At 54.7% G+C, this 15,821-nt stretch carries 15 protein-coding genes; 8 read left to right on the top strand and 7 right to left on the bottom strand.

The features are described from left to right. Positions 1-95: 95 nt before the first annotated feature. Positions 96-2,009: a M1 family metallopeptidase gene (locus G6Q15_RS03840; RefSeq protein ID WP_164115779.1), complete on the top strand. Its 1,914-nt coding sequence runs from the start codon at positions 96-98 to the stop codon at positions 2,007-2,009. 55 nt (positions 2,010-2,064) lie between these two features. Here the strand turns inward: G6Q15_RS03840 and G6Q15_RS03845 are convergent, their stop codons facing one another. Both G6Q15_RS03845 and G6Q15_RS03850 read right to left on the bottom strand, forming a co-directional pair. After that, entirely contained in the window at positions 2,065-2,244 is a 180-nt protein-coding gene (locus tag G6Q15_RS03845) for a hypothetical protein (protein WP_164115781.1), read from the bottom strand. Between the two features lie 95 nt (positions 2,245-2,339). Beyond that, positions 2,340-2,894: a nucleotidyltransferase family protein gene (locus tag G6Q15_RS03850; RefSeq protein WP_164115783.1), complete on the bottom strand. Its 555-nt coding sequence runs from the start codon at positions 2,892-2,894 to the stop codon at positions 2,340-2,342. Positions 2,895-3,046: 152 nt separating this feature from the next. On the opposite strand from G6Q15_RS03850, the gene G6Q15_RS03855 reads away from it, so the two are divergent. Next, a complete protein-coding gene (locus tag G6Q15_RS03855) occupies positions 3,047-3,775 on the top strand; it encodes a class I SAM-dependent methyltransferase (protein ID WP_164115785.1) in 729 nt (242 codons plus the stop codon). 145 nt (positions 3,776-3,920) lie between these two features. Here the strand turns inward: G6Q15_RS03855 and G6Q15_RS03860 are convergent, their stop codons facing one another. Continuing rightward, a complete protein-coding gene (locus tag G6Q15_RS03860; RefSeq protein ID WP_164115787.1) occupies positions 3,921-5,072 on the bottom strand; it encodes a cupin domain-containing protein in 1,152 nt (383 codons plus the stop codon). 82 nt (positions 5,073-5,154) lie between these two features. Between G6Q15_RS03860 and G6Q15_RS03865 the strand changes: the two genes are divergently transcribed. Then, positions 5,155-5,697 (top strand): pseudouridine synthase, encoded by a 543-nt coding sequence (locus tag G6Q15_RS03865; protein WP_164115789.1) that lies wholly within the window; start codon positions 5,155-5,157, stop codon positions 5,695-5,697. Between the two features lie 13 nt (positions 5,698-5,710). On the opposite strand, the gene G6Q15_RS03870 is transcribed toward G6Q15_RS03865, so the two are convergent. Continuing rightward, complete coding sequence (locus tag G6Q15_RS03870; RefSeq protein WP_164115791.1) at positions 5,711-6,502, bottom strand: DUF2189 domain-containing protein; 792 nt, start codon at positions 6,500-6,502, stop codon at positions 5,711-5,713. A 72-nt stretch (positions 6,503-6,574) separates the two neighbouring features. Continuing rightward, positions 6,575-7,981: an alkaline phosphatase PhoX gene (locus G6Q15_RS03875; protein ID WP_164115794.1), complete on the bottom strand. Its 1,407-nt coding sequence runs from the start codon at positions 7,979-7,981 to the stop codon at positions 6,575-6,577. 146 nt (positions 7,982-8,127) lie between these two features. On the opposite strand from G6Q15_RS03875, the gene G6Q15_RS03880 reads away from it, so the two are divergent. From G6Q15_RS03880 to fghA, 4 genes are read left to right on the top strand one after another with little or no spacing between them, the layout of a single operon-like run. Beyond that, a complete protein-coding gene (locus G6Q15_RS03880; RefSeq protein WP_164115796.1) occupies positions 8,128-9,234 on the top strand; it encodes an S-(hydroxymethyl)glutathione dehydrogenase/class III alcohol dehydrogenase in 1,107 nt (368 codons plus the stop codon). A gap of 19 nt (positions 9,235-9,253) precedes the next feature. Further along, a complete protein-coding gene (locus G6Q15_RS03885; RefSeq protein WP_164115799.1) occupies positions 9,254-9,628 on the top strand; it encodes a VOC family protein in 375 nt (124 codons plus the stop codon). A 29-nt stretch (positions 9,629-9,657) separates the two neighbouring features. Continuing rightward, complete coding sequence (locus tag G6Q15_RS03890) at positions 9,658-10,035, top strand: VOC family protein (RefSeq protein ID WP_164115895.1); 378 nt, start codon at positions 9,658-9,660, stop codon at positions 10,033-10,035. Between the two features lie 8 nt (positions 10,036-10,043). Further along, a complete protein-coding gene (gene fghA / locus G6Q15_RS03895; protein ID WP_164115800.1) occupies positions 10,044-10,871 on the top strand; it encodes an S-formylglutathione hydrolase in 828 nt (275 codons plus the stop codon). 231 nt (positions 10,872-11,102) lie between these two features. Here the strand turns inward: fghA and G6Q15_RS03900 are convergent, their stop codons facing one another. Continuing rightward, positions 11,103-13,250 (bottom strand): M13 family metallopeptidase, encoded by a 2,148-nt coding sequence (locus G6Q15_RS03900; protein ID WP_164115802.1) that lies wholly within the window; start codon positions 13,248-13,250, stop codon positions 11,103-11,105. Positions 13,251-13,433: 183 nt separating this feature from the next. Here G6Q15_RS03900 and G6Q15_RS03905 point away from each other — a divergent pair, with 183 nt between their 5' ends. After that, positions 13,434-14,837 (top strand): sorbosone dehydrogenase family protein, encoded by a 1,404-nt coding sequence (locus tag G6Q15_RS03905; RefSeq protein ID WP_164115804.1) that lies wholly within the window; start codon positions 13,434-13,436, stop codon positions 14,835-14,837. A gap of 47 nt (positions 14,838-14,884) precedes the next feature. Here the strand turns inward: G6Q15_RS03905 and G6Q15_RS03910 are convergent. Next, positions 14,885-15,821 (bottom strand): acyl-CoA dehydrogenase (locus G6Q15_RS03910; RefSeq protein WP_164115806.1); only part of this gene is annotated, 937 nt, incomplete at its 5' end.

A 15,821-nucleotide genomic window follows, 5' to 3' on the forward strand; every position in this document is an offset into this window, starting at 1 on the left:
CACTCTGAATATAGCGCACCCCACGAATATCATTTGCAATCATTGTGTCCCAACTTTAGTGCTGGTGTCTATTTCCCTTTTCCGGAGTGTTCCCCATGCGTCTGTTTGCCACCCTATGCCTGATCTTTAGTGCTGCTGCCCTTACGGCCTGTTCCACGCAGAGCGATGCACCAGAGGCCAATGGCGAGCCGATTGTGTCGCCGATACTCACCAGCGATGATGCGAAAGACCCGTATAGCTATGCCCAGCCCGAAATCGCGCGGGTCACCCATGTCGCGCTGGACCTGGCGCTCGATTTTGAAAACCGGAATGTTGGCGGCACGGCGACACTCGACATCATGGCAGCGGATGGCGCGGATACGGTCATTCTCGACACGATGGCGCTGGAAATATCATCGGTCACCGATGATGCGGGCAATGCCCTGCCATTTGAGCTGGGTGCGGCAAAGGACGGCATGGGTGCGCCGCTGGCGATCACCATGGGCGATAAGCGGCAGGTTGTCATTACCTATACATCAGGCCCCGATGCCAAGGCGCTGCAATGGCTGGTGCCTGCGCAGACGGCGGGCGGGGAGCATCCCTATCTGCTCAGCCAGGGCCAGCCAACGCTGAACCGCACATGGATACCGACGCAGGACAGCCCTGGCATCCGCCAGACATGGGAAGCGAAAATTACCGCGCCTGACCCGCTGACAGTCGTGATGTCCGGCCTTTCCGGCGGTGATCCGGTGGATACCGGTGAAGGCCGCCGCACCTTCAGTTTTGCCATGGACAAGCCGGTTGCTCCCTACCTTATCGCGATTGCTGCGGGCGATATCGTGTTTCAGGAACTGGGGCCGCGTTCGGGCGTGTGGACTGAACCGGTGATGCTGGACAGGGCCGCGGCAGAGCTTGCCGATACGGAAAAGATGATCGATGCGGCAGAAGAGCTTTACGGTGAGTATCGCTGGGGCCGGTATGACATGATCGTGCTGCCGCCCAGCTTCCCTTACGGGGGCATGGAAAACCCGGTTATGACATTCCTGACGCCGACTTTCATCGCGGGTGACCGCAGCCTGACCGGGCTGATCGCGCATGAGCTGGCGCATAGCTGGTCGGGCAACCTGGTGACCAATGCCAACTGGGCGGATAGCTGGCTTAACGAGGGCACCACCAGCTATTTCGAAAACCGGATTATCGAGAAACTATATGGCGAAAAACGGGCGAGCCAGGAACGCGCGCTCAATTTTGCGGCGATGGAAGACACCATTGCCGAAGAAGGCGCCGCCAATGCCATCACCGCGCTGCACCTGACCGGCGAAAATGCAGCCCCTGAGGGCGGGACGAGCGGCGTCATTTACGACAAAGGCGCGACTTTCCTGCACACGGTGGAATCAATCGTCGGGCGCGAGAAATTCGATGTGTGGCTGGAAAGCTGGTTCGACCGGCATGCTTTTGAACCTGCGACATCGGCCATGTTCCTCGCGGATATGCGGGATAACCTGGTCAAGGGTGACGAAGGGCTGGAAGCAAGGCTGATGCTGGACGAATGGGTGTATAAACCCGGGCTGCCGTCCAATGCGCTGCGCCCTGACCCGGCTGCTTTCGCCGAGGTGGACAAAGCGGCGGAGGCCTATGCCAGCAGCCGCACGCTCGATGAAGCTGTTTGGGGCAAGTGGACCAGCGCAGAACGGCTGCGCCTGCTCAGCAAGCTGCCTCGCGACTTGTCGGACGAGGAACTGGCGAAGCTTGATAATGACCTTGGCCTGTCAGCATCCGGCAATAATGAAATCCTGTTCGCCTGGCTCGAACTGGCACTGCAGAACCGTTATGAACCCGCGGTGCCGCTGGCTGAAAAATTCCTTGGCACGGTGGGGCGCCGCAAATTTGTCTCCCCCCTGTTTGAAGCGCTGATGGAGCAGGGCACATGGGGTCAACCCATCGCGAGACGCATCTATGCCAAAACGCGCAGCGGCTATCACGCGGTCACCACAGGGACCGTGGATGAAGTTCTGTCAGGCGGCGGTTAAATAGGTATTTAGGTATTACTAGCTGAACATATCGCTATGGCGCAACTGGCAAGGTTTATCGTTTTTTCGCAATTTTGAGCTTGTCAGATTTGGCCCGCTTCTTGATTGATTCTTCACTGCGGGTCAGGGCTTTGGAAATTGCCTTGAGCGTCATTCCTTTTTTCGCAAATGCATGAAGTTTTTGGATCTCTTCGCTGTTCCATGGCTGCTTATGGCGTTCGAAATGTTCTTTCATGGGCTTTAGCTTAACAGATTATCGCCGCTATGCACCCAAATACAGCCAATCATTAGCAGAGCTTTCTTCCCAATTGCAGCCGATCTTTTGTGATCTTAGACTTCCCGCAGCAAAGGCCAATTGTTGAGCCAACCTTTGGTCTTTAGCCTTTCGACGTAAATGTCGTGCTTTTCGTCAGCAAAGCGGGGTGTGGGCCGCAAGATCAATCCGAACAGGTCCTTGAGGCCAATGGGTGCTGCGACTTCACAACTATCATCTCCAAGGTGTCTTGCTGCAACAGCAGTGGCTGTTTCAGGCCAATATCGCATTGCATCTGTCGCAGAAGTGTAGGGTAGGTCTGCGTTGCGATCATGCATCCTTGCTTGGTTTTTCACCGACCATGCAATTGTTGGTTCCACTGACAAAAGTGCAGCCTCGTGGCGTCTGTCTTCGGTTGGATCAGTTTGCCCGGGATCATACCAGATTACATCAATATCCCCCCTTATAGGTGAAATGGTGCGCTGATGCAGATGATCCCAAACAGCATTTCTGACGAAGCCAGCACCAATCCAGCAATCGGGTAAACCCAGCTCACTGACTACGCCAAGCAGTTGCCAACGGCGCGGGTCGGCGCGTAGAATGGCAATCACCTGGGTTGCAGCATCGGTCATAACCTTGGAAACTAGCGGACATCGCTAACGAAGGTAAAGTGCGAAGATACGGTTGCCCATATCCGGGTAAAACGACTCCAAAGCCAGTTGTTTTCTGCCGGGGTTAAAATCGCCAATTGCAGATAGCAGTTTCTTGCCTCTATATTGGCCAAATGGCAGCCCATTACGATACTATCGGCGTCAACTACGCTGATCTTCGAAAGCCCGATCCACGAATCGCAGCTGCCATCGAGGACACTTTAGGGACTGCTCGCACGGTCCTAAATGTTGGCGCTGGCACTGGTTCATATGAGCCGACGGATCGTGAAGTTACGGCAGTAGAACCATCTATCGAAATGATCCGGAAGCGCAGTCGTCTAGCTGCACCCTGCATTCAAGCATCCGCAGATGATCTTCCCTTCGACGACGATAGTTTCGACGCTGCCATGGCCATCCTCACGATCCATCACTGGCCGGATAAAGAAGCCGGATTGCGTGAGATCAGGCGAGTAACGCGTGGCCGCGTTATACTGCTCACGTTTGATCCGTCGATGCGGCCCTGGCTTACCGGCTACTTTCCCAAACTGGCCGCGTTGGACGATGCACAGATGCCCACCATGTCTGACTATACGCGCTGGCTTGGGCCTGTTCGAGTAATACCGTTGCCCGTACCTCACGACTGTAGCGACGGCTTCCTCTATGCGTATTGGCGGCGTCCAGAAGCCTATCTTGATTCACGTATTCGATCGGGCAGTTCATCGTTCTGGGCGATTAACGGAGTAGATGTGGGGCTAAAGAAGCTTGCTGACGACATTGGAACCGGTGAATGGGATCGTCTTTATGGACATTTATGCAAGTCGGAAGAATATGATGCGGGATATCGGATCGTGATTGCAGACTAGAGTTTAACGACCGTTTTTTCTGCATTCCACCCAGAAGAAGACAGTCAGCGAAACCCCAGACCATGACATTCGAGGTGGCCTAAGACAGAGTGCGCTCTCGGGATAAAGCGGACTGTAATTGCATTGGACAGGCTGTGTTGTATCTCTATTCACCGTCATCGAGAGCCAAGCTACCCTTATTATACAATTTGGCAATAAGTGCGATAGTTTGCTGTGATGCTGTCAATTCAGAATCCACATAAACAATTTCTTGCGAACAGATTTGCTCGGCCAAGGCGGTTGTTTCGTCGGTGCAGTCATAACAATCGCCATCGGCAAATAATGAAACCGAATTGCCCTCATGACGAATAAATGAAAAACGGCTGGCGGGATTGCGCAGCAGGCATGCGCCATTGGCCAGTATATTATGCACTTGGCCGGATTGCAGCGGTTCTTCCGGTGTCCAGTCCATATCGGGATATTTGCGGGTGCTGTTATACGCACCGAACCAGCGCACAAAAGTTTCGCGGTCGTTTATTTTTTCGGTGAGCATAGTGTGGAGCTGCTCTATCGCTGCAGCAGGAATCTCGCCCGGATTGCTTTGTAGTTTTAAGCCGGTGTCGCTGTAACGGTCATCATCGTCCAGATGCTCGAGAAGATCGTCACAATAATCGGCAATCAGTTCGGCACGCGATGGTGCGCGAAAGCCAATGGAATAGGTCATGCAATCATCACCTATTGCGGTTCCGTTATGTGGGATGCGCGGCGGCACATATAATATATCGCCGGGTTCCAATATCCATTCTTGCGTTGGCTGAAATTCGGCAAGCTGCCGCAGATCGCTATTAGGCAACATGGGTGTGTCCGAATTGCAGATCTCGCCCACCTGCCATCTGCGCTTGCCCAGGCCCTGGATCAGGAACACGTCATATTGGTCATAATGCGGTCCCACACCGCCGCCATCGGCAGCATAGCTGACCATAACGTCATCAATGCGCCAGTTGGGGATAAAGCGAAACGGTTCGATCAGAGCAGCAACCGCCGGTACATAATGATCGGCGGCCTGCACCAGCAAAGCCCAGTCTTTTGCTTCAAGCTCGCCAAAACGCGCTTCTGGCAATGGACCATTTTCAACGTTCCACGCCTCGCCTGTTTTCGTAATCAGCCGCGATTCAATCTGCGGCTCACACGCCAGCCCGGCCAGTTCATCAGGCGTGATCGGGTTATCCCATGACGGCCAGGCGTTTTTTATCAACATCGGCTTTTTCTGCCAGTGATCGCGCAGGAAAACATCAATATCAAAATCTTGCAATTGCATATATGGTCGCCTGGAAAACACGGCTCGCTCAATAGGAGCATCGCCAGATTAAATATGTGACAGAACGAAAGATGACAAAGCCATGCCGCAGTTAATTCTGTTTAACAAGCCATATGGTGTGCTTTCGCAATTCACCGATCGCGGTACGGAAACCGCGCGTGCGACCCTCTCCGATTATATCGATATACCCGGCGTGTATCCGGCAGGACGGCTCGACCGTGATAGTGAGGGTCTTTTGCTGCTGACGGATAATGGCAAATTACAGGCACGGATTGCCGATCCGAAGTTCAAAATGCCCAAAACCTATCTGGTGCAGGTTGAAGGGGATGCCGAAGAGCGTGCGCTTTCCAAACTGCGCCGCGGTGTGGAATTAAAAGATGGATGGACGCGCCCTGCTGAGGTGGAGCGGATTGATCCGCCCGGTTTATGGGACCGTGACCCGCCGGTGCGGTTCCGCAAAACCGTGCCCGATTGCTGGCTGAAGCTGACTATCCGCGAAGGCCGCAATCGGCAGGTGCGCCGCATGACCGCCGCGATCGGCTATCCGACGCTACGGCTGGTGCGGTGGAGTGTTGGCGACTGGACACTGGACGGTGTGAAATCCGGCGAGTGGATAGCCGGATGATCCAAGAGCATGATCAAGCAGTTTCTGTGCGGGTGTCATCCACCACGCGGCGGTACAGATGCCATGTGGTGTGGGCGAGAACCGGCAGCACGATAAACAGGCCGAGGAAAAGCGGGAGCATGGCGATAAACAATGTAACTGCGATGATGACAGCCCAGGCCAGCATTACGAACTTGTTCGATCGTATGGTGGCCAGGCTGACGATAATGGCAGTGATAAAGTCGACTTCACGGTCAACCAGCAACGGCAGGCTGATAACGGTGATCGCGTAAAAGGCGAGCGCTATTAATGCGCCGACAATACTGCCAACCAGAAGCATTGCCAGGCCTGTGCCGGTGAAAAAGAATTCTATTGATTCTGATCCGGCACCGGCCTGAGCCACAAAAACCGCGAAAATGCCGTGTGCAATCATGAGCCAGAAACTAAATGCGACAAACAGGATTACGCCCATGCTCAGTATCTGTTCATCGCCATGCCCGCGCATCGCGCCCAGCGCCGCGCGCCAGCTCATTGGCAGTCCGGCCTCGCGGCGGCGGCTGACTTCATATAATCCCACGGCGACAAAAGGCGCGAGCAGCGGGAAGCCCGCTGCAGCGGGGATCAGCCACATGATTTCGCCGCGCTCAAAAAGCCCGAAATATATGCATATGCCGCCAATCACATAGATCGCGGCGAAAAACAGTCCGAATGCGGGATGTGCAATAAAGTCCCGCCAGCCTGCCGCAAGAGCGGCGCGAAGGTCGCTTATCCTGAGGTCGCTGGCAACTGAAACTGGCGCAATCTGCACTTTTTGGCCCGTATCCATGACATTTCCTCCCGCGGTAATATCATGAGAATAATGTAACAAATTACCCGCTACATCAAGATGCCATGAAAGTTAGGATTTCAGTGCTTTCCAAGGCCCTTCGATCGCCAGCGTCAGCCCCGGTTCCTGAATGTTGACGAACATCACCTGTCCGTCGGGGGAGAAGCAGGCGCCGCAGAATTCGCTTTTTTCCGAATGCGCGTTGCGGGCGATCTCATATATCTGCCCTTCGGATGTCAGTCCGCGCAGATACTGGTCACCGCGGCCATCTTCACACAGGACCAGGTCGCCCCAAGGTGCAACCGCTATATTGTCACACATATCCATCGTATCGGCACCGGGCGATTCATAGACCAGTTCCAGTACACCATCTGATGTGGCGCTGGGCGTGTAGCGCCAAATCTGCCCAGTACCCATGATGCCGCCCTGCGTACAGCTGAAATAGATATCACCGGTCTTGCCATCGCTCCGCAGCGCATAGTCCATGCCTTCACCGCGAAAGAACTGTGCAGCACCCGCAGCATGGCCGCGCTTGGCAAGCTCATTACCAGGTAGCTCGTAATTGGTGGCGTCTTCCATATCGATCCATGTAACGGCGAATATCTCATTGGCCATATAGGTGGTCGGCCCCTGGCCTTCCCCGCCCCAGTCCCTGGGCCAGTTGCTCGTGACAGCAGAGGGGCGTCCCTTGATCACCAGTGCCTGCAACTTACCGCCTTTGTGTAGCTGCTCCGGCACATCGGGAATATAGCGGTAGAACAGCCCGCGTGGGTTATCCTCGGTCATATAGACAATACCGGTCTGCGGATCGACGGCGGCAGCTTCGTGAACGAACCGGCCCATTGCCGTGATTGGTTTGGGGTCGACCGGTCCGGTGGCAGAGGCCGGGACCTCAAACACGAACCCATGATGCTTGTTCGCACCTTCGGCAGGGACCACCGCGGCTTCTTCGCAGCTAAGCCAGGATCCCCAGGGGGTTGGCCCGCCCGCGCAATTGCCGGCAGTGCCGGCAAGCACCAGAAAATCCTCCACCATCTCCTTCTTTTCAAGGTCGTAAACCAGCTTGGTCACGCCGCCGAAAAAAGGGCGTCCGGTGGCTTTGGTGTCATACAGCTTACCCTCGGGCAGCCTGTCCAATAGCTCGTCATTATCGCCAAACGGGCTGCCGCTTTCAGTCGAAGGCCAGTTTTCATGGTTGCGCATCAATATGCATTTGCCGTCATCATCCGGGTGCGGGAAACAGGCCATGCCATCGGCGCGCCCGGGGCGGAAAAAACCGTCGGACATCATATCGCCGGCTTTTGATATAAGACGATATGTAAAGCCTTCGGGAAGATCGAGGATACCATCCGGATCGGGAACAAGCGGATGCTTGCCGGTTTTTTCAAATGCCAGCGCGCTGCCGCTCAGTGAAAGTGAGGCATAGAAAATACCAGCCGCCTGCGCCTTTTTCATGAAACTGCGTCTGCTTAATGTCATCTTCTCTCCCCTTCGCCAGCTATGTACATGCAGTGAAGGCCTGTGCGCGAATAGAGTCAAGCATGTGTGTGCCAGCCGAATAATATATTCGACAAAAGCCATGCCGCTGATATTAATGGAGTGAAATTCACGAAAGGTATGCCCCCATGAAGACACGTGCCGCCGTTGCATTTGAAGCGAAGCAGCCGCTTGAGATTGTCGAGCTCGATCTGGAAGGACCAAAGGCGGGTGAGGTGCTGGTCGAAATCATGGCAACGGGCATCTGTCATACCGATGCCTATACGCTGGATGGGTTGGATAGCGAGGGGCTGTTTCCCGCCGTGCTGGGCCATGAAGGAGCGGGCATTGTCCGTGAAGTGGGTGCGGGTGTAACGTCGGTGGCCGTGGGGGATCATGTGATTCCGCTTTACACGCCCGAATGCCGGCAGTGCAAAATGTGCCTGAGCGGCAAGACCAACCTGTGCAGCGCGATCCGCGAGACTCAGGGGCGCGGGGTGATGCCCGATGGCACAAGCAGGTTCAGCTATAAGGGCGAAAGTATTTACCATTATATGGGTTGTTCGACCTTCTCAAACTTCACGGTGTTGCCGGAAATTGCAGTCGCGAAAATCCGCAAGGACGCGCCATTTCAAACCAGCTGCTATATCGGCTGCGGTGTTACGACGGGCGTGGGTGCGGTAGTGAATACTGCGCAGGTGAAACCCGGGGACAATGTCGTCATATTCGGTCTGGGCGGCATTGGTCTCAATGTCATCCAGGGTGCAAAAATGGCGGGTGCGGACAGGATTGTCGGAGTTGACATCAATTCTGATAAAGCAGAATGGGGCCGTAAATTCGGGATGACGGATTTCGTCAATCCCAGCGATACCGGCAATGTTGTCGAGGCGCTGGTCGAGATGCTTGATGGCGGCGCGGACTACAGTTTTGACTGTACCGGTAATACAGATGTGATGCGCGATGCGCTGGAATGCTGTCACAAGGGCTGGGGTACTTCGATCATTATCGGCGTGGCCGAGGCAGGCAGGGAAATTGCCACACGCCCGTTTCAGCTGGTAACTGGTCGCAATTGGCGCGGCACCGCTTTTGGCGGCGCCAAAGGACGGACTGACGTGCCGAAAATCGTCGATTGGTATATGGACGGCAAGATCGAGATTGACCCGATGATTACCCATGTCCTGAAACTGGAAGAGATCAACAAGGGTTTTGACCTGATGCACGTGGGGGAAAGTATCCGCAGCGTGGTGGTGTTTTGACAATCAAGGAGAACGGATAATGTTTACGCATATAATGGTGGGCACAAATGACGTGGAAAAGGCGCGCGCATTTTACGATAACAGTCTGGGCGCGTTGGGCGTAGCAAATGCTGCGCAGGGTGAGCGGCTGTTTTATATGCACGGTGGCGGCGCATTTGGCGTTGGCAAGCCATTTGATGGCGGCGAAGCATGCTTCGCCAATGGCGGGACAGTCGGGTTTCAGGCGCAAAGTGCCGAACAGGTGGATGCGTTTCATGCCGCCGGTATTGCCAATGGTGGCAGCGATGAAGGTGCCCCGGGCCTGCGTCCCAATGCGCCTGGCAAAGCATATGGTGCATATCTGCGCGATCCCGATGGCAACAAAATCTGTGCGTTCTGCCAGTTGCAGGACTAAATTCTAATATAAAGGAAAATGATATGAGTATGTTCAGCCATATAATGCTGGGTGTTGATGACATTGATGAGGCAAAGAAATTCTACGATGCCACCATGAGTGTGCTTGGCTATTCCGAAGGCGTAATTGACCCCAAGGGGCGGCTTTTTTATTTCGACAAACGCGGCACATTCGGCCTTAGCGTTCCTATTGATGGGCAGCCTTCTAGTTGCGGCAACGGCAGCACCATCGGCTTTGCAGTGGATGATCCCGCTGTAGCAGAGGCTTGGCATAAGGCGGGCGTTGAAAATGGGGGCACCGCGATTGAAGATCCACCTGGAATTCGTGAGGGCGGCGGTATGAAGATGCACCTTGCCTATCTGCGTGATCCGGCGGGCAATAAAATCTGCACCTTGAAACGTATGTAATCTAAATAGTGGAAACAATTTCAAAAAACCTGGCTTTCGGCGGAGAGCAGGGCGTTTACCGCCATGCCTCCGCCGAAATCGGCACAGACATGACTTTCGCTGTCTATGTGCCGCCACATGAGACAGGCGCAAAGTTGCCGGTTATCTGGTACCTTTCGGGTCTGACCTGCACACATGCGAATGTCATGGAAAAGGGTGAGTATCGCCGTACCTGCGCAGAGCTGGGCCTGATTTTTGTTGCGCCCGATACCAGCCCACGGGGCGAAGATGTACCGGATGATGATGGCTATGATTTTGGCAAGGGCGCGGGTTTTTATGTCAATGCAACCCAGGAACCTTGGGTGCAGCATTACCGCATGCGCAGCTATATCGAGCGCGAATTGCCCGATCTTGTAGGTGTGCAATTTCCAGCGGACATGTCACGGCAGGGCATCATGGGGCACAGCATGGGCGGGCATGGCGCATTGACCACCGCTTTGCGCAATCCCGAACGTTTCAAATCGGTATCGGCATTTGCGCCTATAGCTGCGCCAATGGATTGCCCCTGGGGTGAAAAGGCGCTGGCCGGCTATCTTGGCAGCGACCGCGCTGCATGGCGTGCATATGATGCCTGCGCATTGATAGAAGATGGCGCGCGGCTGCCAGAGCTGTGGGTGGATCAGGGAAGCGATGACCAGTTTCTGGAAGAACAGCTCAAGCCCGAATCACTGTCCAAAGCCTGCACCGAATCAGGAATCGACCTGACGCTCAACATGCGTGCAGGCTATGACCATAGCTATTATTTCATATCGACATTTATGGAAGAACAGCTGCGCTGGCACGCTGCACGGCTATAATTGCTTGAAGAACAAAAGGAAAATGCCGCCCCTATTACAAGCATAGAGACGGCATTCCCTTTTCCAGAAATAAAACGCCGGGTCGCAACCGTGTAAATTCCTGGTTTTCCCGAACCGGCAATTGCTCGCCTTTCATCCGGGAATGGTTAACACTTACCACCAAAAACTTAAGAGAATGTGATGATATTCACAATTGGGCGTTATTTTTTCAACTGTTTACAACTGTGACAGTTACCAGATTCGGATACGCTTTTCCGGCGGCAGGTACAGTTCATTGTCTTCGGTGATGTTGAAGGCTTTGTACCATTCGTCAAAATTGCGGACCACACCGTTCACACGGAACAGGGGTGGTGAATGCGGACCCGTGTTCAAATGGCGCCGTAAGAACGCCTCGCGTGCTTTACTGCGCCACACTTGCGCCCAGGCCATGAAGAAACGCTGATCACCAGTCAGGCCATTTATGACGGGAGCTTCTTTACCGCCTAGCGACATCTTATAGGCGCGATAGGCCATGGAAAGACCGCCCAGATCGCCGATATTTTCGCCCAGTGAAAGCTGTCCATTCACGCAGGTTTTACCATCATCGAGCGGACAAAAGCCGTTATACTGCTCCACCAGTGCGCCGGTCAGCTTGTCAAAATTGGCCTTGTCCTCTTCGGTCCACCAATTGCGTAGCACGCCATTGCCGTCCGATTTCGACCCCTGGTCATCGAAGCCATGGCCCAGTTCATGCCCGATAACACCGCCGATCGCACCGTAATTGACAGCAGGATCTGCGCTCAGGTTGAAAAATGGGGGCTGGAGGATGGCTGCCGGGAACACGATCTCGTTCCGGTTGGGCGAATAATAGGCGTTTACCGTCTGCGGCAGCATGAACCATTCGGTTTTGTCGATAGGCTGGCCCAATTGTCCGACATTGTCTTTCCAGCCCCATGTCTGCGCAGCCAGGCTGTTTGCAAAAGCATTGCCCGGCGTCACTTCCAGACCTTCATATGTCTCGAATTTTTCCGGGTAGCCAATTTTGGGCGTGAACTTGGCCAGCTTGTCACGGGCCTCGACTTTTGTCGTGTCGCTCATCCAGGCAATGTCATCCAGATTGGCTGCCATCGCCTTGCGCAGGTTCGCAACCAGTTCGTCCATTGCGGCTTTGTTTTCAGATGGAAAATATTTATCGGCATAGGTCTTGCCAACAATCTCGCCAAGTGCGCCCTGCGTTGCGGAAACAGCACGTTTCCAGCGTTCACGCTGCTCTTCCTGTCCGGAAAGCGTCTTGCCATAAAAATTGAAACTGGCTTCATCAATATCGCTGGGCAATACCGATGAGAAACCCGACAGCAGCTGTGCTGCCATATAGGCTTTCCAGGTCGCCATGGGCGCTTCGTTGGCGAGGCGCATGAGGCCAGCCACGCCGCCACCCAACTTGGCAAGCTGTTCCGGCGTCAGTTTTTCGGCCGCAATTTCTTCGGCTGTCGGGGTAACCTGTCGGACAATGAAACTGTCCTGACCTGAAATGCCCATTGTCTCAAGCGCTGTTTCAATCGGGAAACCACCGGCCATTTCCGCCAGCTCGGCTTTGCTGACCTTGTTATAGGTCAGGTTGCGGTTACGGCCCTGGGCACGGTCCCAATGCTCCATCGCAATCTGCCGTTCCAGGCCATAGACCGATTCAGCCGCTGCGGCAGGGTCTTCATATCCGGCCTTGCCGAGCAGGAATGTCAGATATTCTTTATATGCCTTGCGGATTTCAAGGTTCTTTTCAGTATCTTTCAGGTAATAATCACGGTCGGGAAGGCCCAGGCCTGCCTGCGTGATATAAAATGCGTACTGGTCAGTCTGCTTGCTATCAATATCAACAAAACCGCCAAATGGGGATGCGAAGCCTGGTGATGCAAATAGCTTGGCAAGGTCTTCACGGCTACTGGCTGCGTAGATTTTACCCAGGTGGCCCTGCACTGGCGCGAGTCCGGCGGCATTGATCGCATCAACATCCATATAGGCGTTGTAATAAGCCGCGACTTTGCCTTCGAGTGTGGAAGACGCAGGCTTTGCGGCGGCAAGTCCCTCGATAATATTACGTACGCGCTGTTCCGATTTCTCGGCCAGCAGTGTAAAAGAGCCATAGCGTGAGCGGTCGGCGGGAATTTCAAATTCATTCAGCCATTTTCCATTCACGAACGCATAAAAATCATCACCCGGTTTTACAGATGCGTCCATCTGGCCAAGATCAATGCCCCAATCACCCCAGTAATCGCGTGCTGTAGTCTTGACTTCGCGCGTTTCGGTGGCTGTTTCGCTCTCATTTGTATTGGCATATGCGGCGGTGCTCATACCCGCGGCGGACAGCGCCAGTGCGGATGCTGTAATTGTAAATAACTTCATGGATTAGCTCCCCTGATATTCTTTTGATAACTTCAATAGTGATGTGCAGCCCTTAGGGCCGGTTTTCAAGGGTTTCACCCGTAAATCCATAAGCCGCTGTCAGTGTTCGACTATCTTCATCAGCATTCGTCCATGTTGATTACCTGCTTGCGTGGGGCAAAACTCGGCTGTAACCTCGCATTCATGTCTGATACCAAACGCAATATTCTCATCTTTGTCGCCATGATCCTCTTTATTCTGGGCGGCCTTGTCTATTACCTGCTGCGCGGTGATACCGCGCAGCTTACGACCGAACAGCTCAGCGGCCCTGCACCGGTCATAACAGAACCGCGTGAAGAAACATTCCCGACCATTAATGTGGCAGAAGTGACGGGTTGGGCAGGGGGGACACAGCCGACGCCTGCTGATGGGCTTGCCGTGAACCGTTTTGTCGAAGGGCTTGACCATCCGCGCTCTATGCTGGCGCTGCCCAATGGCGATGTGCTGGTGGCGGAAACCAACAGCCCACCTCGCGAAAACAAGGGGATTGAAGGCTGGATCATGCGGTTGCTGATGGACAGGGCAGGGGCCGGAACACCGTCGGCCAACCGTATCCGGTTGCTGCGCGATAATGATGGCGATGGCGTTGCAGAATCAAATGTTGTGCTGCTTGAGGATCTTAACTCGCCATTTGGTATGGAGGTGATCGGTGACAAGCTCTATGTGGCCAATACCGATGCGCTGATGGCCTATCCTTTTGAGGTCGGTGATACCAAAATTGAGGGCAAGGGTGAGAAAATAGTCGAGCTGAGTGCCAGCAAACCCAATAATCACTGGACCCGCAATATTATTGCCAGCGCGGACGGCAAAAAAATGTACGTCGCGGTCGGTTCCGCATCAAACATTGCAGAAAAAGGCCTGGACGTGGAAGCGGGCCGGGCGATGATCCTTGAAGTGGATCTGGAAAGCCGCAAGGCCATCCCCTATTCGGTGGGCCTTCGCAATCCGGTGGGAATGGACATCCATCCGGCCAGTGACACGCTCTGGACCGTTGTCAATGAACGGGACATGCTCGGCTCTGACCTGGCGCCGGATTATCTGGCGCGGGTGGATATTGGTACGCATTTCGGTTGGCCCTGGATTTACTGGGGTAAGCACGAAGATCTGCGTGTTGTCCCGCGGCGCGTTGATCTGATCGAATATACCCGTCGCCCTGATTATGCGCTGGGTGCGCATGTCGCACCGCTTGGTCTTGTTTTCGCTGAGGACGCAAAATTGGGCGCACCGTTTGAAAGCGGGGCTTTTATCGCTCTGCACGGATCATGGAACCGCAAGCCTGCTGCAGGATATAAAGTAATCTTCGTGCCATTCACTGAAAATGGCCAACCTGATGTGCAGCGCGACGAGGAAGGCAACGTTACTGGCGGTCTGCCGATTGACGTGCTCACCGGTTTCCTGGACAAGGATGGCGATGCGCAAGGGCGGCCCACAATGGTTGCGATTGACGGCACCGGTGCCTTGCTCGTCACCGATGATGTAAGCGGCATTATCTGGCGGGTTCAGGCCGGAAAGACCGGCAATGAAGACATCGTTTCCTCCGCCGAATAAGGTAGGTCCAGCTTCTGGGTTCGCTAGTTTCTGGACCCTCCAGATTCTTAACCCGCAAGTTCGTCAGCCGATAGGCTATAGAGCAGCTCTGCACCGCCTATCGCGGCAGTTTTCAGACCGCGTGCTTCAGGCACCATGTGGTCCAGATAATAACGCGTGGTGACATGCTTGGCTTTCAGGAAAGCGCCATCGCCTTCACCGGATGCAATCTGCTGTTCTGCAATGTGGTGTTGCCGCAGCATCAGCCAGCCACAGGTCAGCACGGACAGCATGGTGAGCATTGGGTAACTCCCCGCCATCTGGCCGTCCACCGATGCTTCGCTGCGCATCCAGTTCAGCGCTTCTTCCACATCGCCAAGCAGCGCGGCGAGCGCATGTTCTTCCTGCGCATCGGTGCGGATATCGGCCAACAGGCTATCCACTACCGCGCCGCCATCCATTGGCAGCTTGCGGCCGACAAGGTCTGCGGCCTGAATACCGTTCGTGCCTTCATAAATGGGCGCAATGCGGATGTCGCGGTAGTGCTGCGCTGCGCCTGTTTCCTCAACAAAGCCCATGCCGCCATGCACCTGCACACCCAGCGATGCGATTTCGCAGCCCATATCGGTGCCATAAGCCTTGACCAAAGGGGTGAGCAGTTCGAGCCGTGCTTTTGCGGCATCATCACCGCAGTTTTTGCGGTCCACCATTGAACAGGCATAGTAAAGCAGTGCGCGGGCGGCTTCAGTGCCGGCCTTCATGCGCAACAGCACGCGCCGTACATCTGCATGTTCGATAATCGCCACCGGTTCCCGGCTGTCTGCGCCTGCTTTTGCTGACTGGATGCGTTCGCGTGCATAGGCCATGGCTTGCTGCGTGGCGCGTTCGCCTATCTGTACGCCCTGGCTGCCGACATTGAGCCGCGCATTGTTCATCATCGTGAACATCGCGCGCATGCCGCCAAATTCCTGCCCCACCATTTCGCCTATGCAATCATCATTATCG

The sequence above is a fragment of the Sphingorhabdus sp. Alg239-R122 genome (assembly GCF_900537065.1).
Taxonomy (GTDB): Bacteria; Pseudomonadota; Alphaproteobacteria; order Sphingomonadales; family Sphingomonadaceae; genus Alg239-R122.